The organism is Rhodococcus sp. ACS1 (assembly GCF_002300155.1).
In the GTDB taxonomy this organism is placed as follows: Bacteria; Actinomycetota; Actinomycetes; order Mycobacteriales; family Mycobacteriaceae; genus Rhodococcus_F; species Rhodococcus_F koreensis.
In genome coordinates this window covers 1558890-1581136 of sequence record NZ_NSDZ01000005.1, presented here as the reverse complement: position 1 = coordinate 1581136, position 22247 = coordinate 1558890, and the positions used below count along the sequence as shown (strand labels likewise).

Below are 22247 nucleotides of genomic sequence, written 5' to 3'. Positions count from 1 at the left end.
ATGCCCCGCTCTGCGGTACCGAACACCGGCTCCATCATCACGACCATCAGAACCAAGTGGCCCTGGATCCTCGCCGGCCTGCTCGTCGTCGTGCTCGTCACGATGCTCTCACCGGATCCCGACGACACCCTCGCCTCCGGAACCGGACCGGCCGCACCGGCGGAAGCCACTGACGCACAACAGATCCAGGCGGCCTTCACCCAGCTGTCAACCCTCGACGTGAAGGGCAGGGCACCGAAGACGGGGTACGACCGGGAGCTGTTCGGCCCCAGCTGGACCGACAACGTGTCGGTCGCGCTCGGACGCAACGGCTGCGACACCCGCAACGACATCCTGCGCCGCGACCTCGTCGACATCACGTCGCGGGACCGCACCCGCGACTGCGTGGTGCAGGCGGGTACGTTGCGGGATCTCTACACGGGCAACATCATTGCGTTCACCCGCGGCACGAAGACGTCGGACGCCGTGCAGATCGATCACGTGGTGGCGCTGTCGGACGCGTGGCAGAAGGGCGCTCAGCTCCTCGACGCGCAGACGCGGGCCGACCTCGCGAACGATCCCCGCAATCTGCAGGCCGTGGACGGACCCACCAATCAGCGCAAGAGCGATGCCGACGCGTCGACGTGGCTGCCCCCGCTGGCGGCGTACCGCTGCACCTACGTGGCACGGCAGGTGGAAGTGAAAGTGGCGTACCGACTCTGGGTGACGCCGCCCGAACGCGATGCGATGGCCGCGGTGCTCACCGGGTGCGGCGCGCGGTGATCACGCTCCGGGCGGGGTGAGCCGGTTCTCGGAGCCGGTGTCGACCGCCGGGGCGGTCGCACCGGAGTCCCAGTCGACGGAGTTGTTGGAACCGGTCACTTCGAGGGAGTCGAGGGACACCGCGCGCACGAAGTTGTCGTTGCCACTCACCGTCATCGCACCGGCGTCGTCGACGTTCAGGGAGTTCCCGCTTCCGGTGACCGAGATCCGCTCCGCCTGCTTGCCGAGCACGGTCACGGCGTTGCCCTGCAGTTCGATCGATTCGACGACGTCGATGGTGGAACTGTTGCTGCGCCCCGAGATGGTGAGCGTTCCGGTCTGCCCGCCGACGACGCTGGTGTCCTGACCGCGCACGACGACCGCGTTCGACGTGGCGACGGTCGCCGAGACACCGTTGGCCTCGATGGTGACGGTGCCGCACTCGCCCTCGAGGACGACCCCGGCACCGTCCCGGTTGACGATCACGTCGCGGCCCGCGCAGTCACCGCCCGAGTTCAGTTCCACCGCAGAGCCGGACACCGTCGAGGTGCCGGCCCCACCGGTGCTCCCGCCGCCGCAGCCCGCGAGGGCCACGGCGGAGGACATCAGCACCGCGACGGCGACCGACTGCCGGGTGACACCCATCGATCCCTGCTTTCCTGCCCCCGACGGGACCGGGTCAGTTCTTCGCGAGTACCGGCATCGTCACGACCTGGGCCGCGTAGGACAGCCCGGCGCCGAAGGCGAGCAGCAGGGCGGTGTCGCCGGGCTTGGTGGCGCCGGACTGCAGCATCTCCTCCATGGCGAGCGGCACCGATGCCGCCGACGTGTTGCCGCTCTCGGCGATGTCGTCGGACACGGGCACGCCCTCGGGAAGCTTCATGCTGCGCGCGATCACCTCGGTGATCCGCGAGTTGGCCTGGTGCGGGACGAACGCGTCGAGATCGTCGACCGACATGCCGGCCTTCTCGACCGCCCGCAGCGCGACCTTGCCCATCTCGAAGGCGGCCCAGCGGAACACGGCGGTACCCGCCATCTTGATGTACGGACGCGTCGCACCCGGGGTCGTGATGTATTCGTACCAATCCAGGTCCTGCACGATCGCGTCGGCCTGGGAGCCGTCCGAACCCCACTCCACCGGTCCGATGCCTGCGACGTCGCTCTTGCCGACGACCACGGCCCCGGCGCCGTCACCGAAGATGAAGCGCGTCGAGCGGTCGGTCGGGTCGGTGGTGATGCTCATCTTCTCGACACCCACCACGAGGGCGTAGTCGACGGATCCGCCGCGAACCAGGTCGGACGCCACGGTCAGCGCCGTGCAGAAGCCCGCACATCCACCGCCCAGGTCGAACGCTCCCGGCCCGTTGGTGCCGAGGGCGTCGGCCACCAGCGCGGCAGCAGGCGGTGTCAGCAGCAGGTACGTCGACGTGGCGACGATGACGCACCCGATCTGCTCGGGGTCGATCCCGCTCGCCTCGATCGCCTTGCGCCCCGCCTCGATGGACATCGTGACGACGTTCTCGTCCTCCGCCGCGAACCGCCGGTTGCGGATGCCCGAGCGCGACTGGATCCACTCGTCGTTCGAGTCGATCAGTTCACAGATCTCGTCGTTGGTGACGACCCGTTCGGGCCGGTACACGCCGAGCCCGAGAAGGGCGGACTGCCGACCTCCAGCCACGGTGGCAATCTGCTTTCCCATCGATCGATCTCCTCATCAGGTCCCGCGTGGTTACGCGCAGTGTGGACTTGTCGCCAGCACACGTTACGTCGGCAGCCGCCCCGCGGGTAGCACCGGTTCCTGTTACTCGCGGGTAACATCGGATCTGCAGGGGCACGGATGAAACGAACAGGGCGGTCAAATCGACACTTTCGGAAGAACAGACTTGTTAGACTTCTCGCGATTTCCAGCAGTTGATCACCGGTAGGGGGAGTGGTCTCTTCAGGCCACGCAGTGCCGCCTGCTGCTAGAGATGGAGTGACCTTCGTGAAGCGAACCAGAGCTCTTGCAGCAGCCTCGCTCGTCGGCGCGGCCGTGACGTTGATCGCATTCGCGGGCCCGGCCGCCGCGAACCCCAACGCCATCAATCCGATCCCCGGACTCAACGGCACCAACGGGATTCCCCACCTCACCGGACGCACCCAGGCGGTCGCCCAACAGACCGGCATGCTCAGTCCCAACCGCACCCAGGACGCCAACGTCCTCGGCACCGACCTCGGCGTCATGTGGGACAACGGCCAGGGCCAGGTCCTCACGGCGTTCGGCGACTCCGCCGGACTCGGACTGCCCAACCTGCTGTCGGGCAGCCTGTGGGCCTGGCGCAGCAGCACACTCTTCCGCAGCTCGGACGGCATCCTGTCCGACGGGATGAACTTCGACAGCTCACCCCGCGACATCTTCGGCCAGTCCAAGGAGCTCGTCCCCAGCCCGAAGATCCCGTTCGTCGAGATCAGCCGCATCCCCACCGCGGGCGTCGCCGTCGGCAACACCCAGGTGCTGAGCATGATGTCGGTGAAGAACTGGGGTCCGGCGGGCACGTGGGACACCAACTACTCCGGCCTCGTCTACTCGCAGGACAACGGCGAGAACTGGACCGTCGCCCCCGAGACGCAGCGCCCGAACGTCGGGGGCAACGCCAACTTCCAGATGAGCGCGTTCGTCAAGGCCGACGGCTTCGTCTACCAGTACGGCACACCCGCCGGGCGCGGCGGACTCGTCCACATCGCCCGCGTCCCGGAACCCCAGATCATGGACCTCGGCGCGTACGAGTACTTCGACGGCGCCAAGTGGATCAAGGGCAACCCCGACGTCGCCAGGCCGATCATGCCGGGCGGCGTCGGCGAATTGTCCGTCGCGTACAACGAATACCTCGGGCAGTACCTCATGCTGACCACCGATCAGTTCAACTCGGTGGTCATGCGCCGCGCACCGTCGGTGACCGGACCGTGGGGCCCACCCGAGGTACTCGTCGACACCCGGGAACTGCCCACCGCGTACGGCGCCTACATCCACCCGTGGTCGTCGGGACGCGACCTCTACTTCCTCACGACGGTGCACAACAACTACAACGTTCTCCTGATGCGCACCACGCTCACTCCGTAGCGGTCGTACTAGCGTCGGGGCATGGATGCAGCTGCCTGGGACGAACGGTATTCACAGAGCGAACTGGTGTGGGGCGCGCCACCCAACGCCGTCGTGGTCGAGCAGGTCACCGCGCTCCCCCGCGGTCGCGCACTCGACCTCGCGTGCGGGGAGGGCCGCAACGCGCACTGGCTCGCCACCCGCGGCTGGGAGGTGACGGGGCTCGACTACTCGGCCGTCGCCCTCGACAAGGCCCGCCGGGTGGCCGCCGAGGCGCCCCGCTCGGTCCGGGAACGGCTCGAGTACCGCGTCGCCGACGTCACCGGTTCGGACCTCGGCGGCGAGTACGACCTGGTGCTCATGATCTACCTCCATCTCGCTCCCGAGGAGCGTCTGGAGGTTGTGAACCGCGCCATATCCGCGCTGAAACCTGACGGAATCCTCATGATTTTGGGGCATGACGCCGTTAACTTGTCGCAGGGAGTCGGGGGTCCCCAGGACATCGAAATCCTCTACACACCAGACGATTTGGTGACCATGCTCGACGGTCGCCTGAACGTGGACGTCGCCGAACGGCGATTCCGCGAGACGGACGCGGGAACGGCGATCGACGCACTCCTCGTCGCACGCCGCCCGAGTCTTGGCAGTCCGGTAAATGGCGCGTAATATCGCTGATGTTACCGACGAGTAATAACTTGGGCGGTACTAACGGATAGACCGCACCATCTCACTGGGAGAGACAGAAGACATGGGCCATTACAAGAGCAACGTCCGCGACCTGGAGTTCAACCTCTTCGAGGTACTCGGTCTCGAGCAGCCGCTGAGTGACGGCGTGTGGGGCGATCTCGACGCCGACACCGTCCGCAACATGCTCAGTGAAGTTGCCCGCCTCGCCGAGGGACCGCTGGGCGAGTCCTTCGCCGACGCCGACCGCAACCCTCCGGTCTTCGACCCCGAGAACCACACCGTCACCCTGCCGGAATCCTTCAAGAAGTCGTTCCGCGCACTGTGGGACGCCGAGTGGTACCGCATGGGACTCTCCGAGGAGATCGGCGGCGTACCCGTCCCCCGGTCCGTCGTGTGGGCCATCGGTGAGCTGATCCTCGGCGCCCAGCCGGCCGCGCACATGTACCAGGCCGGACCCGCGTTCGCGGACGTGCTGTTCCACAACGGCACCGAAGAGCAGAAGAAGTGGGCCGCCACCTGCGTCGAGCGTGGCTGGGGTGCCACCATGGTCCTCACCGAACCCGATGCCGGTTCCGACGTCGGCGCAGGCCGCACCAAGGCCATCAAGCAGGACGACGGCTCCTGGCACATCGAGGGCGTCAAGCGGTTCATCACGTCCGCCGACTCCGACGACCTGTTCGAGAACATCTTCCACCTCGTCCTGGCCCGCCCCGAGGGCGCAGGCCCCGGCACCAAGGGACTGTCGCTGTTCTTCGTCCCGAAGACGCACTTCAACTTCGAGACCAACGAATTGGGCGAGCGCAACGGCGCCTTCGTCACCAACGTCGAGCACAAGATGGGCCTGAAGGTCTCCGCGACGTGTGAGGTGACCTTCGGCGGCCACGGCATTCCCGCCCAGGGCTGGCTCGTCGGCGAGGTTCACAACGGCATCGCGCAGATGTTCGACGTCATCGAGCACGCCCGGATGATGGTCGGCACCAAGGCCATCGCCACCCTCTCCACCGGCTACCTCAACGCCCTCGACTACGCGAAGGAACGCGTCCAGGGCGCCGACCTCACGCAGATGACGGACAAGGCCGCCCCGCGCGTCACCATCACGCACCACCCCGACGTCCGTCGCGCCCTCGCCATGCAGAAGGCGTACGCCGAAGGCCTGCGCGCTGTGTACCTGTACACCGCGGCGCACCAGGACGAGGCCACCGCCAAGCTGGTGTCCGGCGCCGACAAGGACCTCGCGTTCCGCGTCAACGACCTGCTGCTCCCGATCGTCAAGGGTGTCGGCTCCGAGCGGGCCTACCAGTACCTGACGGACAGCCTGCAGACCTTCGGCGGTTCCGGCTTCCTGCAGGACTACCCGATCGAGCAGTACATCCGCGACGCCAAGATCGACTCGCTGTACGAGGGCACCACCGCCATCCAGGCGCAGGACTTCTTCTTCCGCAAGATCGCCCGCGACCGCGGCGTGGCACTCGCCCACGTCGCAGGCGAGGTCAAGAAGTTCATCGACACCGAGGCCGGCAACGGTCGCCTCAAGGCCGAGCGCGCCCTGCTCGCCACCGCCCTCGAGGACGTCCAGACCATGGCCGCCACCCTCACCGGGTACCTCATGGGCGCACAGGAGCAGCCGTCCGAGCTGTACAAGGTCGGTCTCGGCTCCGTCCGGTTCCTGATGTCCGTCGGCGACCTCCTCATCGGCTGGCAGCTCCTGCGCCAGTCCGAGATCGCGATCAAGGCCCTCGACGAAGGTGCCTCCGACAAGGACAAGGCGTTCTACGAGGGCAAGGTCGCCATCGCGTCCTTCTTCGCGAAGAACGTGCTGCCCGAGCTGACCGCCACCCGCGGCATCGTCGCGAACCTCGACAACGACATCATGGAGCTCGACGAAGCAGCGTTCTGATCGGCTTCACAGGGCTTTGTGGACTCCAGCACTCCTTCTCGGTCGACGCATACCTTCTCTGACCCCACAGCCAGTGCGCGGGCAGAGAAGGAGTGCGGGAGTTGTCCACAACCCTCGGGTCATCCACAGCCCGGTCCGCCGAGCCGGATTCGCGGCGTCGCCCCGGCGCGAATCGTTCCCATGGAACACGACCCGGGGGCGATGCTGCGACGCCAGGAAGCGTTGGGCCGCGGCTACAGCGACGACGAGATCCGACGCCTCTACACGCGCGGTGAGTGGCAACGCATCGGCCGCGGCGCGTACCTCTCCGCGGCGGTGTGCTCGGCGCTCGGCGACGAGGAACGTCATCGCTTCCTGATCGATTCGACACTTCACGCCCTCTCGGACGACGCGGTACTCAGCCACCAGTCCGCGGCCGTCGTGTACGGACTGCCGCTGTGGCGAACGGCCCTCGACCGCGTTCACGTCACCAGAAACCGGCGGGGAGGCGGCCGGGTCAAGCGACGGATCACGGTGCACTGCGCCCCGATCGGAGAACGGGTGGCAGTGGTGGACGGACACTCGCTGACCCTCCCGGCGCGGACCGTCGTCGACCTCGCGAGGACGCTGCCGTTCGAGCAGGCCGCCGTGGCCGGTGACGCGGCGGTCCGCACGTTCGGCATCAGCCGCGACGAACTGGACGCAGAACTCGCCCTCGCCGCGCGGCGGCACGGAATCGACGCGGCGCGCAGGGTCGTCCACTTCGTGAGCGGGCACAGCGAAAGTGTCGGGGAATCGCGGAGCCGGGTGATGTTGGCGCGGGCCGGGCTCGCCGTTCCCTCCCAGCAGGGTGAGGTGTTCGACCCCGGCGGGCGCCGTGTCGGGCGCGTCGACTTCCACTTCGACGGCATCGTGCTCGGGGAGTTCGACGGACGCGTCAAGTACGGACGGCTGCTGAAACCGGGGCAATCACCCGGCGACGCAGTATTCGCCGAGAAACAACGCGAAGATGCACTGCGCGACCTCGGATACCAGGTGGTGCGGTGGACCTGGGACGACCTGGAGTCGCCTTCACAGGCGGTGGACCGGGTCCGCCGCGCGATCGCCCGGGCCGAATCGCCGCGAGGATGGGTTGTCCAGGCGCCGCTGCCGTCCGCCCAGCCGCTCACGGTGCGGTCGCTGTAGCCGCACCCTTTCTCGGTTTGCGCGCAGCTCTTCTTCCTCGAAAGGGTGTGTGCAAACCGAGAAGTGGTGCGTCTATTCGCCGTCGTTCGGCTTCGGCTTCGGGGTGGCGGTCGGGCTCTCCGCCGGAGCGGACGGGGCCGGCGCCGCGGCGGGGGTGCGCTCGTCAGGCTTGGGAGCGCCGGGTTCCTCGCACTTCACGATCGGGACGGGGTCGTAGCGGACGGTCCTGGTGTCCCGGGAGATCTCCTGGCCGGTGGCGTGATCGGAGATCACCCGGGTGTCGCTGGCGGTGAACCCCGGTGCGCCGCTGGAGGCGATGCAGTGGTCACCGGCGGGCAGGGTGACCGTGTCGGGCTGCGTCGGCTTGGTGCGGTTGCCGGTGATCGACTCGACGTCGACCGACTTGGTACCCCAGAACCGGATGGTCAGATCCGAGGCGCCGCCGATGGCCTGGATCATCACACCCGTCTTTCCGGTGTTCCGGAACTGCAGGTCGATGGCGCCCTCGAAGACGGTGGCCTCCCGCGCCTCGGGGTACCGCGAGATGTAGTATGAGTGCTCGGTGTGCGCGACGTCCTCCATGCCGGCGAAATACGCGGCGTTGTAGAGCGTCGTCGCCACCTGGCTCACACCGCCACCGACGGCGGTGTCCGGGCGGCCGTTGTTGATGATGCCCGACTCCACATAGCCCTGAGCGGTACCGCGCGGACCCGTGTACCCGTTGAGCGAGAACGTGTCGCCCGGCTTGATCAGTGCCCCGTTGATCTCGCTGGCAGCGAGCCGGATGTTCGTCCCGGACGCCGCCGAGAAACCGCCGGTCGTGAACTCGCCGACCACTTCCTTCACACCCAGCGCCTGCGCGGCCTCCGTCGTGAGGGCGGGCGGAATCGGTCCATACACCGCAGCGGTGGTGTGAGAACCGTTGCCGCGCAACACCTCGGGCAGTGTCTCCAACGTCTTGGGCCACTGCACCAGATCGCCGACAACGGCGGGGACGACAGTCGGCGATCCCCCGTCGAGCGTGATCTTCGCGTCCTTCGGAACGATCTCCGTCGACACGAGCTGCGGGGCGAGGATGCCGGTCGCGGCCTCGACGTTGTACGTCGGTTTCAACCCGCCGTTGCCGTCCGGTTCGAATCCGACGATGGCGCCGATCTGCTGACGCGGCGCGGTCGCGACCTTGCCGTCACGACCGGTGACCACCAGATCGGCGGACGCCGCCGGCACCGCAACATCGTTGAGCGCCCGCTGGACACCCTCCTGCGTCACCGACACGGGCACGACGTCGACGGGCAGATCCACCGTCCGGCCGAACGCCCACTTCTCGATCAACGCCGCCTCGGCACCCTCACCGTTCAGGTTCTGCCCGGTCGACGGATCCACCCGCACGGGGGTCGCGCCCTCGAACACGACGGTCCCCTCGCGGGACGCGCGGTCGGTCTCACTGCGAAGGCCGTCGACGGCGGACGCCAGCGCCGCCTCGTCGCGAGTCGACACCACCCCGATCTCGTCGGTGGTGAAGAACGACGCCACCCTGGTGAACGGGTTGAGCGGCTGCGAATGGGCCCGGTCGAGGGTGGCTTCCCAGTCGACCCCGAGCCCGGCGGCGGACGGAACGAGTTCCGTCGACACGTCGCCGGCCTGCACCGTCAGCGGCTGACCGACGCGCGGGCCGACCTGCGCCTGCAACGTGGCCTCCGCCTCCTCGCGGGTCGAGCCACCCACGTCGACGCCCGCCACGGTCACCCCGCGCGGCACGTTTCCCGAGGACACCGCGAGGTCCGCGGCGTAGGCGATGCCGATCAGGGCGATCACACCCCCGGTGACCGCTGCGATCTTCACCCAGGGAGCAGGGGTTGTCGATTCCGTGGACGGCTCGGCAGGCGCGGAAGGTTCCGGTTCCGGCTGCGGCGGGACCGGAGCCGCGGCGGCCGGAGCAACCACGGTCGGCTCGTCGGCCGGCGTGGTGTACGCCTGCGTCGGCCCGGGAACGGGACCCGGCGGAATCGCGGGAATCACCTGCGTGACGTCCTCGTTCGCCGGCGGCTCCACCCACAACGGGGCCTGCTCCTCGGAACGTTCCCCCAGGTCACCGAGGTCCAACTGCGTTGTCGGGGCCTCGTCGGCACTCGGCTGCGTGGTCGGGGCCTCGTCGGCACTCGGCTGCGTGGTCGGGGCCTCGTCGGCACTCGGCTGCGTTGTCGGGGCCTCGTCGGCACTCGGCTGCGTTGTCGGGGCCTCGTCCGCTTCCGAAGCAGGCTCGTCGGCCGCGTTCTCGGGTTCGACGCTGTCGGGCGTCGTGGAAGGGTCCGGCGTCGACCGTTCGGGTGCAGTGCTCCCCTTGTCGCCGTCTTCGTGGTTCACCGTGGCCCTCTCACCGAGTCGTCCTTCGTGCGGGCCTCAGCTTGCCGTCGGTGCTCGTTGCATTTCAAGCGCGATCCGATCCGAGCGAGGCCCGGTCGAGACCCCCACGTCAGCCTACCGGCCGCCGGAAATGCAAGAGCCCCGCGCTGCTGCCAGGTCGGGGGTCAGGCAGCAACACGGGGCTGACAGGGATATCGCCAGCTAATCTCCAGCGTTACACCTGTCGGAAAAGTTTTCGGGGATCCGGCCACCCCTCGTTGCCGGATCCCCGCTCGCACCGCGCACACGCTGGCCTTTCCGGTCTCCCAGCTACCGGAAAGGCCAGTCGGTTCACGCCTCTATGATTGCCGTCACACCCTGGCCGCCGGCGGCGCAGATGGAGATCAGGCCGCGGCCCGAACCCTTCTCCGCGAGCATCTTGGCGAGCGAGGCGACGATGCGCCCGCCGGTCGCGGCGAACGGGTGGCCCGCCGCCAGCGACGAGCCGTTGACGTTGAGCTTGCTGCGGTCGATGGAGCCGAGTGCGCCGTCGAGCCCCAGGCGCTCCTTGCAGTACTCGTCGGATTCGAATGCCTGCAGCGTCGCGAGCACGACGGACGCGAACGCCTCGTGGATCTCGTAGAAGTCGAAGTCCTGCAGGGTGAGGCCGTTGCGGGCCAGCAGGCGCGGGATGGCGTACGTGGGCGCCATGAGCAGCCCGTCCTTGCCGTGGATGTAGTCGACGGCCGCGGTCTCGGAGTCGACGAGGTGCGCGAGGACCGGAAGCTTGCGCTCGGCGGCCCATTCGTCCGTGGAGAGCAGGACCGCGGACGCACCGTCGGTGAGCGGGGTGGAGTTGCCCGCCGTCATGGTGGCGTCGCCCGCCTTCACCCCGAAGACCGGCTTCAGCTTGGCGAGCTTCTCGGCGCTGGAATCGGGACGCAGGTTGTCGTCGCGGGTGAGGCCCAGGAACGGGGTGACCAGGTCGTCGAAGAATCCGCGGTCGTAGGCGGCGGCCATGTTCTGGTGGCTGGCGGCGGCCAGTGCGTCCTGGTCCTCGCGGCGGACACCGAACTCCTTGGCGGTGATGGCGGCGTGCTCGCCCATGGACAGGCCGGTGCGGGGTTCGCCGTTGCGGGGGATCTCGATGCCGAGCATGGACGGGCGGACGTTCCCGAGCAGTTTGATGCGGTCGCCGGTGCTCTTCGCGCGGTTCAGGGACAGCAGGAACTCGCGGAGGTCGTCGTTGACGCCGATCGGGGCGTCCGACGTGGTGTCGACGCCGCCGCCGACACCGGCGTCGATGCGGCCGGCCGCGATGGCGTCACCGACCGCGACGATCGACTGCAGTCCGGTGCCGCAGGCCTGCTGCAGGTCGAAGGCCGGGGTGTAGGGGCTGAGGGCGCTGCCGAGGACGCATTCGCGCATCAGGTTGAAGTCGCGGCTGTGCTTGAGGACGGCGCCGCCCGCGACGAGGCCCAGCTTCTCGCCCTGGAGGTTGAAGCGGCTCACCAGTCCGTCGAGGGTGGCGGTGAACATGTCCTGGTTGGACGCCTGCGCGTACTTTCGGTCGGAGCGGGCGAACGGGATGCGGTTTCCGCCGACGATCGCGACGGGACGCTGCTGCTTTCCGCCCGGCTTCGGGGCCGCAGCGGAGTTCGAGTTGGTGCGAGCTTTGCTGGTCACTGACGTCTCCAAGGATCTGGTGCGATTACCTGTTGGCTACTATTCTTACTCAGGAGTAAGTTACTTGTCGACACCGCACTCCACTCGGTGCTCGGTGACTGACCGCCGAACGACGACAGAAGGTAGGACCGTGGCAGCCAGCAAGGGAGCTCCCGACCTCTATTCCCAGTTCCTCTCATCCGCACCCGGCGCGTTCATCGCGGCGAAGGCGGGACTGCCGCGGCCCGAGAACCTGCGGCGATACAAGCACGGCGAGCCGGCGCTCGCCGGCCCGGTCCTGATCGGCGGCAAGGGCCGCCTCGTCGAGCCGCTGCGCGAACTCCTGTCCGACTACCCCGCCGCGGGCGCGGGCGACGACCGGTACGGCGCCCTGGTGTTCGACGCCACAGGCATCGGTTCGGTCACCGAGCTCGAGCAGCTGTTCGAGTTCTTCCAGCCGGTCATCCGCAACCTCGCACCGTCCGCGCGCGTCGTCGTCATCGGCACCACCCCCGAGGAGGCGTCCGGAGTCGACGAGCACATCGCCCAGCGTGCGCTCGAGGGCTTCACCCGCAGCGTCGGCAAGGAGGTCAAGCGCGGCGCCACCGCTCAGCTCGTGTACGTCTCGCCGAAGGCCGCCACCGGACTGTCGGGTCTCGAATCCACGCTGCGCTTCCTGCTGTCGGCCAAGTCCGCGTTCGTCAGCGGCCAGGTCATCCGCGTCGGGTCCGAGGATTCCGTCGCACCCGCCGACTGGGACAAGCCGCTCGACGGGAAGGTCGCCGTCGTCACCGGTGCGGCCCGCGGCATCGGCGCGACCATCGCCGAGGTCCTCTCCCGCGACGGCGCGCACGTCATCTGCGCCGACATCCCGGCCGCCGGTGAGGCGCTGTCCGAGACCGCCAACAAGGTCGGCGGCACCTCCCTCGCCCTGGACGTGACCGCGGACGACGCCGCCGACAAGCTCGCCGAGTTCGTCCTCGAACGGCACGGCGGCGCAGACATCATCGTCCACAACGCCGGCATCACCCGCGACAAGACGCTCGCCAACATGGACGAGGGCCGCTGGAACATGGTGATCGGTGTCAACCTTCTTGCACCGCAGCGCATCACCGACGTCCTCGTCGCCAAGGGTGCGCTGAAGGAAGGCGGCCGCGTGATCGACGTCTCCTCCATCGCCGGCATCGCGGGCAACCGGGGCCAGACCAACTACGGCACCTCCAAGGCCGGTGTCATCGGACTCGTGCAGGCGTCCGCGCCGGTGCTCGCGAAGAAGAAGATCACCATCAACGCCGTCGCCCCCGGCTTCATCGAGACCGCGATGACGGCGGCGATCCCCTTCGCGACGCGCGAGGCCGGACGCCGCATGAGTTCGCTGCTGCAGGGCGGCGAGACCGTCGACGTCGCCGAGACCGTCGCGTACTTCGCGAGCCCCGCGTCGAACGCCGTCACCGGGCAGATCGTCCGCGTCTGCGGCCAGAGCCTGCTGGGGGCCTGATGTCGGGCAAGGTCGTGCAACTCACGGAGAAGCCGGGCACGCTCGACATTTACACCCGCGCCGTGCGCAGCGCGCTGCCGGTCATCGGTGCGAGCGGGCACAGCGCCCCGGACACGACGCTCGTCCTGAGCGGCGTGCACGTGGATCCCGACAACCTGGCGGCGTACGACCGAGTGACGGGGCTGCGCTTCGGCGACACCCTGCCGCTCACATACCCGTTCACCTTGGTGTTCCCGGTGGTGATGAAGCTGATGGTGTCCGAGGGTTTCCCCTTCCCCGCCATCGGTTCGGTGCACGCGGAGAACGTCATCGAGCAGTTCCGCCCGATCTCGGTGGTCGAACCCCTCGACGTGTCGGTGCACGCGGAGAATCTGCGTGAGCACCGCAAGGGGCTGCTCATCGACGTGATCAGCGAGATCAGGGTCGGACGCGAGTTGGTGTGGAAGCAGACGTCGACGTTCCTGCGTCAGCAGAAGACGTCGCTGTCCGGTCAGCCCGGCCCCGAGCCGAAGGCCGAGGAGGAGCCGCCGCGCCCGCTGCGGACGCTGCGGGTCGATCAGAAGACGATCGGCAAGTACGCGGCGGTGTCCGGCGACCGGAATCCGATTCACGTGTCGACGTTGGGCGCCAAGGCTTTCGGGTTCCCGAAGACCATCGCGCACGGCATGTGGAGTGCGGCCGCGGTCCTGGGGTCGGTGGAGGGCCGGATCCCGGACGCCGTCACCTACAGCGTGCGCTTCGGCAAGCCGATCCTGCTGCCGTCCACGCTGAACGTGTACGCCGATCGGACCGCCGACGGCTGGGATCTGTCGATCAAGCACCCGAAGAAGGGGTACCCGCACCTCACCGCGACGCTGCGCTGACGGGGACGAACGGGACGCTCGTTCGATCTGATCGAACGAGCGTCCCGTTCACTCCGGCTTCTTCTTGCCCGCGAGGCCGCGCCACGCCAGGGACTCCAGCAGGTCGGCGGCGGCGTCGACCTCGATCTCGCCGCCGGCGACCCGGTCGGCCACGGCCTCACCGGCCCCGACCAGGGCGATGGCGATCAGTTCGAAATCCTGGCCCGGCTCCGGATCCTTCGTGCTGGACTCGAGCAGGTGTGCGGTGAGTTCGATCAGCCGGTCGCGGCTCGACTGCACCGAGCCGACGAACGCCTGCTGCCCCATCGCCTGGCGGTACAGCACCATCCACGACTTGCGATGTTTGCCCACGAACCCGAGGAACCCCTCGAGCGCGCGGCGCAGCTGTTCACGCGGGCTCAGCCCGGGATCACCGGCCGGTGCGAGCGCCTCGACGAAGCGCAGCCCCTCCCGCTGGATGCAGGCCGCGAACAGTTCGTCCTTGGAGCCGTAGTAGAGGTACAGCATCGGCTTCGAGATTTCCGCCCTGGCCGCGATCGCGTCCATCGACGTCTCGTGAAAACCCCTGTCGGAGAAGACGTCGACGGCAGCGTCGAGCATCTGCTGCTCGCGCACTGCGCGCGGCAGTCGCTTGGTGCCGCCGGCCATTCGTCCTCCATCATCGTCGAACCCGCTATCTTACTCTACGGTAAGAAACCGGGCTCGACCGGCGGACGAGAAGAATACCAGCACCCCGTCCCCACACCGCGCACTAGCAGGCCAGAGCGCCCTTCGCCCGCGCGACCGTCAGCACCGCCTCGTCGACCCGCTGCTGCGGCAGCTTGCCCGAGGCCACGACGCCTTCGAGGTGGTCGAGGACCCGCGGGACGTCGTCGGTGGTGAGCCACAGCGCGACGTCGACACCGGACTCCAGTGCCGTCTCGACGGCCTCGGTGATGTCGTAGCGGTCGGTGATCGCCTGCATGCCGCTGAGGTCGTCGGTGAAGATCGGGCCGGTGAACGGCGGCGCGCCGTAGCCGGTGCCGCCGCGCAGCAGCGCCACGGCGTCGGGGCTGATGCTGGCGGGGATCCCGGGCGCCGTCAGGCCGGGCACCTCGAGGTGGCCGAGCATGACGCCGACCCCGGTGGAGACCAGATTCCGGAACGGGACGAGGTCCTTGGTCTGCAACTGCTCGAGCGGTGGGGTGGTGACAGCCCCGGTGTGGGAGTCGCCGGACGCGGATCCGTGACCGGGGAAATGCTTGATCACCGGAAGGATTCCCGCGTCCCGCATGCCGCGCGCGTAGGCGTCGGCGTAGCGGGTGACGACGGCGGGATCGTCGGAGTAGGAGCGGTCGCCGATGACGCTGTCGTCGGGCTGGCTGCTGACGTCGACGTCGGGCGCGAAATTGACGGTGACCCCGAGGTCCTTCAGTCCGCGCCCGCGCTCGAGCGCCATCTGATACGTCTGCTCCTCCGTCATCGTGGCCGCGGTCTGCCGGGCGGAGGGATCGGCGCCGAGCAGGTTCTCGACGCGCGACACCCGCCCACCCTCCTCGTCGATCGTCACCATCAGCGGTAGCGACGACGCCGAGGCCACCTGGGGAACCTCGCGGTTCGCGAGCATGGTCTCGTCGGTCCAGCTTCCGATGAAGATGCCACCGACCTGCTCGTTCCGGACCACCTGGGCGGCATCCGCGGTGCCGGTCACACCCACGTTCAGCAGCTGAGCGAGCTTGCGCCGCAACGGCAACGACTGCAGGAACTGCGTCTCGCACGACACCGGCGCTGCGGCGGGCGCGGCGGTGCCGGTGTGCGACGCGGGCTCGACGGAAGACGGGGAGGGCGTCGCCGAGGACGACTCCGCGACCGTCTCGCCACCACCCGACGAACATCCGGCGACGAGGCCGGTACAGGCTGCGAGCGCGAGGGCATACTTGATCCGCATGGGTTCGACGGTAGCCCAGTTGACCGCCGATGCTCCCGCAGCAGGCCCCGAATCGACGACCGCTGCCGCCCGTCTTGCTAATCTGGACACAGAGGAAACCCGTACTCAGGAGGTCGTGGTGCCCGGTGGTTTGATGTTGATCGCCTACGACGGATCCGACAACGCGAAGCGCGCCGTGGAGTGCGCCGGACGCTTTCTCGCCTCCAATCGCGCTGTGCTGGTGACGGTGTGGGAGCCGATGGTCCGTCAGGCCGCGCGCATGTCGGGACTGTCCGGGGTGATGCAACCCGAGTGGGTGCCCGACGAGGAGACCGAGGACGTCGCGTTCTCCGACGCCAAGGTCACCAACGAGGAGGGCATCCTGCTCGCCGAGGCGGCCGGGCTCACCACCGAGGGTCGGTGCATCGAGTGCACCAGCACGATCTGGACGGCGATCGTCGAGACGTCGGACGAACTGGCGGTCGACATCATCGTCACCGGCACCCGGGGCACCACCGGTCTGCGGTCGCTGCTGCAGAGCAGCGTCGCCGACCACGTGTTGCGGCACAGTCACCGCCCGGTGCTGATCGTGCCTCCCGGGAAGTAGTCCGGACGCCCGACTACTGTCGGGTGCACCATGGACGGCTTCCTTCTCTCCCGCGCCGAACGGACGCTGCGCACATCCGGGGTGCGGCACGGGTACGACACCGCGGCCGCTGCCGCGTCCGCCCTCACGAACGGTGACACCGGGCTGATCGTCGGGGCGCTGCCGTTCGATCCCGAACGTCCCGCCGCGCTGACCGCCCCGGAATCGTGGGAGTTCACGGACGGCCCGTGGCGGCCCGGCACCGTCGCCGCACTCCCCTCCGTCCGCGTCGTTCGGCAGGTCCCCGAACCGACCGAGCACGTGGCCCGCGTCCGGTCCCTCGTCGAGCGACTGCGCGAGGGTGCCCTCGGCAAGGTGGTGGCCGCGCGCAGCGTCACCCTCCGCGCGGACGCCCCCATCTCCGCAGAATCGTTGGCCGCACGGATGATCCACCAGAATCCGACCGCCAACGGGTTCGCCGTCGACCTGTCCGCGGCCGGCGACGGCTTCCGCGGCCGCAGCCTCGTCGGGGCCAGCCCCGAAGTCCTGCTCAGCAGGCGCGGCCGACGCGTCACCTGCCGCCCTCTCGCCGGAACCGCCCCGCGGCGCGCCGATCCGGAGGCCGACGAGAAAGAAGGCCGGGGCCTGCTGGAGTCGACGAAGAACCTGGCCGAGCACGCGTTCGTGACGGCGTGGATCAGGGACGTCCTGGCGCCGCTCTGCACGGAGTTGACGGTCCCGGCTTCCCCGGTGCTGACGAGCACGCACGAGGTGTGGCATCTCGCGACTCCCATCGAGGGCGTGCTGCGCGAGCAGTCGACGAGCGCCCTGAGCCTGGCGGTGCTGCTGCACCCGACGCCCGCGGTGTGCGGCACCCCCACCGACGCGGCTCTGGCGACCATCCGGGACGTCGAGGACGATCGGCGGTTCTACGGCGGTGCCGTCGGATGGTGCGACGGCGACGGTGACGGCGACTGGGTGGTGGCCATCCGCTGCGCCGAGATCGCCGCCGACGGGCTCGAGGCCCTCGCGACCGCGGGCGGGGGCATCGTCGCCGAGTCCGACCCGGAGTCCGAGCTCGACGAGACGACCACCAAACTGCGCACGCTGCTCCGGGCGCTGGGTGTGCAGCAGAGCCCGTGAACTGCGGAAACGGCGGTCCCCGAGCACCAATCAGCAGTTCGGCGGCCCTCGGGTGATACCTTGACCCGAGCAATTCGTACGCGGGAGTAGCCGTGTGCGTCGATGGCACGACGGTGGGAGATGTCTGATGGGGAAGTTCCTTGTGCCCGGTGTGGTCAGCGCCGTGGTCGGTGTCGCTCTCGGCACCGTGGCGACGCTCGGCATCACCGCAGCCGCACAGGACAACACGCGTCCCGAGGTCGACCGGAGCGGCAACGCGGATTCCTCACTCCTGAACCAGGTTGAGTACGGCAGCCGCTGAGAGCGCCGGCTCGACAACTTCCCGCACTTCCCCCGAGTCGGCGGCCATGGCGCCCTCGGCGGAGCCTCTGTCGCGGCGGTGGCTGTTCGGCGCCTCTGTCGTAGCGTTCCTTCTCGCGTTCCTCCAAACCCCCGGCCGGCTCGCCGCCGACACCAAGTACGACCTGTCCCAGAATCCGATCGGATTCCTGGAACGGGCGTCCCATCAGTGGAGCAGCCAGGCCCCCATGGGCCAGGTGCAGAACCAGGCCTACGGATACTTCTTCCCGCACGGCGCGTTCTTCGCGCTCGGCGACGTCCTGAGCGTCCCGGCGTGGATCACCCAGCGGGTGTGGTGGGCACTGCTGCTCGTCGCCGGATTCTGGGGCATCGTCCGCCTCGCCGAGGCGCTCGGCGCCGGTAGCCGCTCGTCCCGCGTCATCGCCGGTATCGCGTTCGCGTTCTCCCCCCGCGTCCTCACCACCCTGGGTTCGATCTCGTCGGAAACCCTCCCGATGATGCTGGCGCCGTGGGTCCTTCTGCCCGTCGTCGTCGCCCTCTCCCACGTGAGCGGCAAAGCGTCCCGGGACGCACATTGGCGCTCACCTGCACGGCTGGCGGCCCAATCGGCGCTGGCCGTCGCGCTGATGGGTGCGGTCAACGCCGTCGCGACCGCGGCCGCGTGCCTCGTCGCAGGCCTGTGGTGGATCTCCCACCGCCCCAACCGCCGGTGGTGGACGTTCACCGCGTGGTGGTTCCCGTTCCTGGCGCTGGCCACGCTGTGGTGGATCGTGCCGCTGCTGCTGCTCGGCAAGGTGAGCCCGCCGTTCCTCGACTACATCGAATCGTCCGGGGTGACGACGCAGTGGACGTCCCTCGCCGAAATCCTCCGCGGCACCGACAGCTGGACACCGTTCGTCTCCCCCGAACGCATCGCAGGCGCGGTCCTCGTCACCCAGCCCGCCGCGGTCGCCGCGACCGGGCTCATCGCCGCCGCCGGTCTCGCGGGACTGTGCATGCGGTCGATGCCGGCCCGCGGTCGTCTCACCCTGATCCTGTTCGTCGGGGTCGCCGGACTCGCCGCCGGGTACATCGGCGAACTGGGTTCCCCGTTCGCCGAGCAGGTGCGACTGTTCCTCGACTCCACCGGGGCGCCCCTGCGGAACGTGCACAAACTCGAGCCGCTCGTCCGGCTCCCGCTCGTGCTCGGGCTGGCGCATCTCCTGGCGAAGGTGCCGCTGCCCGGGTCCGTGCCGTTCGCGCGGTGGCGCAGCGCGTTGGCGCATCCCGAGCGTGAACCGATGGTCGCGGTGACCAGCCTGGTGCTGGTCGCCCTCACCCTCGCGACGTCGCTGGCGTGGACGGGCAAGCTCGCACCGCGGGGCACGTACACCGACGTCCCCGACTACTGGCAGCAGGCCGCGTCGTGGCTGGAGGACAACGCCGGGGGCACCAGCCCCGACGGTTCGGACGCGGAGCGCGCGCTCGTGGTGCCCGGCGCACCGTTCGGCAGCCAGCTCTGGGGTCTCACCCGCGACGAGCCGATGCAGGCTCTGGCGTCCACGCCGTGGGCGTCCCGCGACGCCGTCCCGCTCACCCCGCCCGGCACCATCCGGGCGATGGACTCGATCCAGCGGTTGATCGCCGACGGCCGGCCCTCGGACGGCATGGCGCAGACCCTGCTCGGCCAGGGCATCCACTACCTCGTCCTCCGCAACGACCTCGACCCGGAGACGTCGCGGTCGACGCGCCCACTGCTCGCGCACCAGGCCGTCACCGGATCTCCCGGATTCACCCGGGTCGCGGAGTTCGGCGAGGACATCGGCCCCGGCGACGTCGAGGGCCTCGTCATCGACAGCGACCTGCGGCCGCGATATCCGGCCATCGAGATCTTCGAGGTGTCGACACCGGACGGATCGCCCGCAACGAGCGGCCCCTACACGGCGAACGTCGACGGCATCCCCCGCGTGCAGGGCGGTCCGGAATCGCTGCAGCGCCTGCGGGAGAACGGCACCCTGCCCGGAACCGGACCTGTCCTGCTTGCCGCGGACGCGAAGCGCGCCGGACTGCCCGTCGACGACGTCACGGTCACGGACACGCCCCGGGACCGCGAAACCGACTACGGCCAGGTCGACAATCACAGTTCGGCGCTGCGCACCCCGGACGATGCGCGCCGCACGTTCAATCACGTCCCCGACTACCCGGTGGCGGACACCCCGCTGGTCGAGGGCCGGTGGGAGGGCGCGACGCTGAGCGTGTCGAGTGCGGCGTCCGACGCCACCCAACTCGGCGGCTCCTCGCCCGCCAGCAGTGCCGCCGCGACCGTCGACGGCGACCCGGCGACGGGCTGGTTCAGCAACGGCATCGAGCGGGCGCTGGGTCAGTGGCTCCAGATCGACTTCGACACCCCGCTCACCAGTTCGCTGCTGCACATCACGACGAGCCCGGCCGCGATCGGCGCGCCCGTCCGCTGGATGGAGGTGTCGACGCCCAACGGCAGCACGGCCGTGAAGGTGGACACCCCGGGCAAACCGATCGCCGTGTCCGTTCCCGGTGGTGTCACCCCGTGGGTGCGGATCACCGCGACCCGCACCGAGAACGGTTCCCCGGGAACGCAGTTCGGTATCAGCGAGGTATCGGTCGAGGACTTCGCCCAGCGTGACGCCCCGGTCACCGTGCCGATCCGGTACCGGACGGTGCTGCCTCCCACCCCCGAGGGCGCGTCCGTGTCGGGTTGGGACCTCAGCCAGGAACTCCCCGGCCGCAACGCGTGCGCGGAGGCCCCGGACCGGGTGCGGTGCAGCAACGCCTTCGTCCTGCCCCCCGAGGAGGTCGGCGCGTTCGAGCGAACGTTGTCGGTGCCCGAACCGACCGCGGTGACGCCGCAGCTCACATTGCGGGCCCGGCAGGGCGCACCGCTGGAGGATGTTCTCACGCAACGGGATCGGCCGTCCGCCCACGGAACCAGCAACATCACCGACCTGCGCGGCTCGGCGTTCGCCGCCACCGACAACGATCCGCGCACCAGCTGGTCGGCGAAACAGGACACCACCAGCGGCAAGGGCGCGAAACCGACCCTCACGATCGATCTTCCCGAACCCACGCTCGTCACCGGCCTGCAGCTGACGCCCAGCCTGGGTGCCCTGCCCGCCGCCCCCGACCGGGTCGCCGTCGACCTCGGGAACGGACCGCAGGTGCGCGACGTGAACGAGGACGACGGGACCGTCACGGTCGAACCCCGGGTGACCGACCGGATCGTGCTCAGCCTCGTGTCCTGGAAAAGCACCCTCGACCAGAACGCTCTCGGGTTCGCCCAGCTGCAGCCCGCCGGACTCGCCGAGGTCGGGGTGCTGGGCGAGGACGGCGTCCTGCTGCCCGGCTCGGGTCCGGTCGACGACGCCGGCGACCGCCCGGTCACGGTGCCCTGCGAGGAGGGGCCGGTCGTGTCGATCGGCGGGCAGCCGGTGCGCACGAGCGTCACCGCGACCGCCGGGCAATTGCTCTCCGGCGACCCGGTTCCCGCGACGCTCTGCGACGGTCCCGGCCCCGTCCCGCTGGCGGCGGGATCACAGGACGTGACGGTCGACCCGGGGTCGGCGTTCTTCGTCGACAGTCTGCGCCTCGACGCCGGACCGCTGGCACAGGCCGTTCCGGCCGAGCAGGTGTCGACCATCGCGTGGACGGAGAACCACCGGGAACTCACGGTGCCCCGCTCTGACACCGAGCGCCTCGTCGTCGTCCCCGAGAGCACCAACGTCGGCTGGGTGGCCACCGCCCCGGACGGCGGCGAACTGACGCCGGTCGTCGTCGACGGCTGGCAGCAGGGATGGATCCTGCCCGCGGGAACCGAGGGGACGGTGACCCTCGACTTCCCCACCGACCACTGGTATCGGCTGGGGATCTTCGGCGGCCTGCTGCTGCTGATCCCGTTGCTCGCCGCCGCGCTGTGGCCGCGTCGCGCCCGTGAGCGCGAACCCGGCCCGGCACCCCGGACCTGGGGTAGCGCAACGGCCGGGTGGCTGGGAATCCTCGCCGCCGCCACCGTGATCGGCGGTCCCGTCGGCGCGGTGACGACGGTCGTGGCGACGCTGCTGGCCGTGGTCCTGATCCGGCTGCGCGGAACCGCCACCACCGCGCGCGTGCTGGTCGGGGTCGCCGGAGCGTCGACGATGCTCGGCATGGCGATGCTCTCGACCGGGCCGTGGCGCGCGCCCGGCGGATACGTCGGGCACTCGTTCCTCGTTCAGTTCCCGCTGCTGCTCGCGCTCGTCGCGACGGGGCTGGCCGTGCTGCCGCTCGGACGTTCGGCGTTGCTCGCGCGCGCCTCCCAGCGTTTGACGGCGCGGCGCGCCGGTTCCTCCACCAACGCGTAACTGGCCGACGCGACCGCGACGCT

General features: G+C 69.3%; 17 protein-coding genes. 11 read left to right on the top strand and 6 right to left on the bottom strand.

The features are described from left to right. The gene (locus tag CJ179_RS27770; protein ID WP_095863478.1) at positions 1–762 is read left to right on the top strand and encodes an HNH endonuclease family protein; all 762 of its coding nucleotides are present in this window, start codon (positions 1–3) and stop codon (positions 760–762) included. Here CJ179_RS27770 and CJ179_RS27765 read toward each other — a convergent pair whose 3' ends face one another. Further along, positions 763–1386: a DUF3060 domain-containing protein gene (locus CJ179_RS27765; RefSeq protein ID WP_095863477.1), complete on the bottom strand. Its 624-nt coding sequence runs from the start codon at positions 1384–1386 to the stop codon at positions 763–765. Positions 1387–1420: 34 nt separating this feature from the next. After that, positions 1421–2440 carry a beta-ketoacyl-ACP synthase III gene (locus tag CJ179_RS27760; RefSeq protein ID WP_072947504.1) on the bottom strand — a complete coding sequence of 340 codons (1020 nt, stop codon included), beginning with the start codon at positions 2438–2440 and terminating at the stop codon, positions 1421–1423. Positions 2441–2725: 285 nt separating this feature from the next. Here CJ179_RS27760 and CJ179_RS27755 point away from each other — a divergent pair, with 285 nt between their 5' ends. The 4 genes from CJ179_RS27755 to CJ179_RS27740 all read left to right on the top strand — a co-directional run bounded on the left by CJ179_RS27755 (position 2726) and on the right by CJ179_RS27740 (position 7568). Then, on the top strand, positions 2726–3841 hold the full coding sequence (locus tag CJ179_RS27755) for a DUF4185 domain-containing protein (RefSeq protein ID WP_095863476.1): 1116 nt from the start codon (positions 2726–2728) through the stop codon (positions 3839–3841). A 21-nt stretch (positions 3842–3862) separates the two neighbouring features. Beyond that, entirely contained in the window at positions 3863–4486 is a 624-nt protein-coding gene (locus CJ179_RS27750) for a bifunctional 2-polyprenyl-6-hydroxyphenol methylase/3-demethylubiquinol 3-O-methyltransferase UbiG (RefSeq protein ID WP_072947506.1), read from the top strand. Positions 4487–4568: 82 nt separating this feature from the next. Next, positions 4569–6404 carry an acyl-CoA dehydrogenase gene (locus tag CJ179_RS27745; protein ID WP_095863475.1) on the top strand — a complete coding sequence of 612 codons (1836 nt, stop codon included), beginning with the start codon at positions 4569–4571 and terminating at the stop codon, positions 6402–6404. A gap of 180 nt (positions 6405–6584) precedes the next feature. Then, a complete protein-coding gene (locus CJ179_RS27740; protein WP_095863474.1) occupies positions 6585–7568 on the top strand; it encodes a hypothetical protein in 984 nt (327 codons plus the stop codon). A gap of 72 nt (positions 7569–7640) precedes the next feature. Here CJ179_RS27740 and CJ179_RS27735 read toward each other — a convergent pair whose 3' ends face one another. Further along, a complete protein-coding gene (locus CJ179_RS27735; protein WP_095863473.1) occupies positions 7641–9932 on the bottom strand; it encodes a VanW family protein in 2292 nt (763 codons plus the stop codon). Between the two features lie 330 nt (positions 9933–10262). Beyond that, positions 10263–11597 carry an acetyl-CoA C-acetyltransferase gene (locus tag CJ179_RS27730; RefSeq protein WP_072947510.1) on the bottom strand — a complete coding sequence of 445 codons (1335 nt, stop codon included), beginning with the start codon at positions 11595–11597 and terminating at the stop codon, positions 10263–10265. A gap of 130 nt (positions 11598–11727) precedes the next feature. On the opposite strand from CJ179_RS27730, the gene CJ179_RS27725 reads away from it, so the two are divergent. Together CJ179_RS27725 and CJ179_RS27720 are read left to right on the top strand one after the other, a co-directional pair. Further along, positions 11728–13074: a 3-oxoacyl-ACP reductase gene (locus CJ179_RS27725; protein WP_095863472.1), complete on the top strand. Its 1347-nt coding sequence runs from the start codon at positions 11728–11730 to the stop codon at positions 13072–13074. After that, on the top strand, positions 13074–13937 hold the full coding sequence (locus tag CJ179_RS27720) for a MaoC/PaaZ C-terminal domain-containing protein (protein ID WP_095863471.1): 864 nt from the start codon (positions 13074–13076) through the stop codon (positions 13935–13937). The genes CJ179_RS27725 and CJ179_RS27720 overlap by 1 nt, the downstream gene beginning before the upstream one ends. Positions 13938–13985: 48 nt before the next feature. Here CJ179_RS27720 and CJ179_RS27715 read toward each other — a convergent pair whose 3' ends face one another. Both CJ179_RS27715 and CJ179_RS27710 read right to left on the bottom strand, forming a co-directional pair. Further along, positions 13986–14585 (bottom strand): TetR/AcrR family transcriptional regulator, encoded by a 600-nt coding sequence (locus tag CJ179_RS27715; RefSeq protein ID WP_072947513.1) that lies wholly within the window; start codon positions 14583–14585, stop codon positions 13986–13988. Between the two features lie 103 nt (positions 14586–14688). Beyond that, positions 14689–15864, bottom strand: coding sequence for a glycoside hydrolase family 3 N-terminal domain-containing protein (locus tag CJ179_RS27710; RefSeq protein WP_072947514.1), 1176 nt, complete (start codon positions 15862–15864; stop codon positions 14689–14691). Between the two features lie 118 nt (positions 15865–15982). Between CJ179_RS27710 and CJ179_RS27705 the strand changes: the two genes are divergently transcribed. The 4 genes from CJ179_RS27705 to CJ179_RS53800 all read left to right on the top strand — a co-directional run bounded on the left by CJ179_RS27705 (position 15983) and on the right by CJ179_RS53800 (position 22224). Then, the gene (locus tag CJ179_RS27705) at positions 15983–16450 is read left to right on the top strand and encodes a universal stress protein (RefSeq protein WP_072947517.1); all 468 of its coding nucleotides are present in this window, start codon (positions 15983–15985) and stop codon (positions 16448–16450) included. Between the two features lie 30 nt (positions 16451–16480). Next, positions 16481–17572, top strand: coding sequence for an isochorismate synthase MenF (locus CJ179_RS27700; RefSeq protein WP_072947515.1), 1092 nt, complete (start codon positions 16481–16483; stop codon positions 17570–17572). A gap of 127 nt (positions 17573–17699) precedes the next feature. Next, positions 17700–17873, top strand: a complete 174-nt coding sequence (locus tag CJ179_RS27695; protein WP_072947516.1) for a DUF2613 domain-containing protein — start codon at positions 17700–17702, stop codon at positions 17871–17873. Between the two features lie 46 nt (positions 17874–17919). Continuing rightward, positions 17920–22224: an alpha-(1->3)-arabinofuranosyltransferase gene (locus tag CJ179_RS53800; RefSeq protein WP_095863470.1), complete on the top strand. Its 4305-nt coding sequence runs from the start codon at positions 17920–17922 to the stop codon at positions 22222–22224. Positions 22225–22247 lie beyond the last annotated feature (23 nt).

What these genes read in the sequence shown, in the direction of transcription:
- CJ179_RS27760 (WP_072947504.1), bottom strand. Translation starts at nt 2,440, where the DNA reads ATGGGAAAGCAGATTGCCACCGTGGCTGGAGGTCGGCAGTCCGCCCTT.
- CJ179_RS27695 (WP_072947516.1), top strand. Translation starts at nt 17,700, where the DNA reads ATGGGGAAGTTCCTTGTGCCCGGTGTGGTCAGCGCCGTGGTCGGTGTC.
- CJ179_RS27715 (WP_072947513.1), bottom strand. Translation starts at nt 14,585, where the DNA reads ATGGCCGGCGGCACCAAGCGACTGCCGCGCGCAGTGCGCGAGCAGCAG.
- CJ179_RS27765 (WP_095863477.1), bottom strand. Translation starts at nt 1,386, where the DNA reads ATGGGTGTCACCCGGCAGTCGGTCGCCGTCGCGGTGCTGATGTCCTCC.
- CJ179_RS27700 (WP_072947515.1), top strand. Translation starts at nt 16,481, where the DNA reads ATGGACGGCTTCCTTCTCTCCCGCGCCGAACGGACGCTGCGCACATCC.
- CJ179_RS53800 (WP_095863470.1), top strand. Translation starts at nt 17,920, where the DNA reads ATGGCGCCCTCGGCGGAGCCTCTGTCGCGGCGGTGGCTGTTCGGCGCC.
- CJ179_RS27710 (WP_072947514.1), bottom strand. Translation starts at nt 15,864, where the DNA reads ATGCGGATCAAGTATGCCCTCGCGCTCGCAGCCTGTACCGGCCTCGTC.
- CJ179_RS27750 (WP_072947506.1), top strand. Translation starts at nt 3,863, where the DNA reads ATGGATGCAGCTGCCTGGGACGAACGGTATTCACAGAGCGAACTGGTG.
- CJ179_RS27745 (WP_095863475.1), top strand. Translation starts at nt 4,569, where the DNA reads ATGGGCCATTACAAGAGCAACGTCCGCGACCTGGAGTTCAACCTCTTC.
- CJ179_RS27720 (WP_095863471.1), top strand. Translation starts at nt 13,074, where the DNA reads ATGTCGGGCAAGGTCGTGCAACTCACGGAGAAGCCGGGCACGCTCGAC.
- CJ179_RS27770 (WP_095863478.1), top strand. Translation starts at nt 1, where the DNA reads ATGCCCCGCTCTGCGGTACCGAACACCGGCTCCATCATCACGACCATC.
- CJ179_RS27740 (WP_095863474.1), top strand. Translation starts at nt 6,585, where the DNA reads ATGGAACACGACCCGGGGGCGATGCTGCGACGCCAGGAAGCGTTGGGC.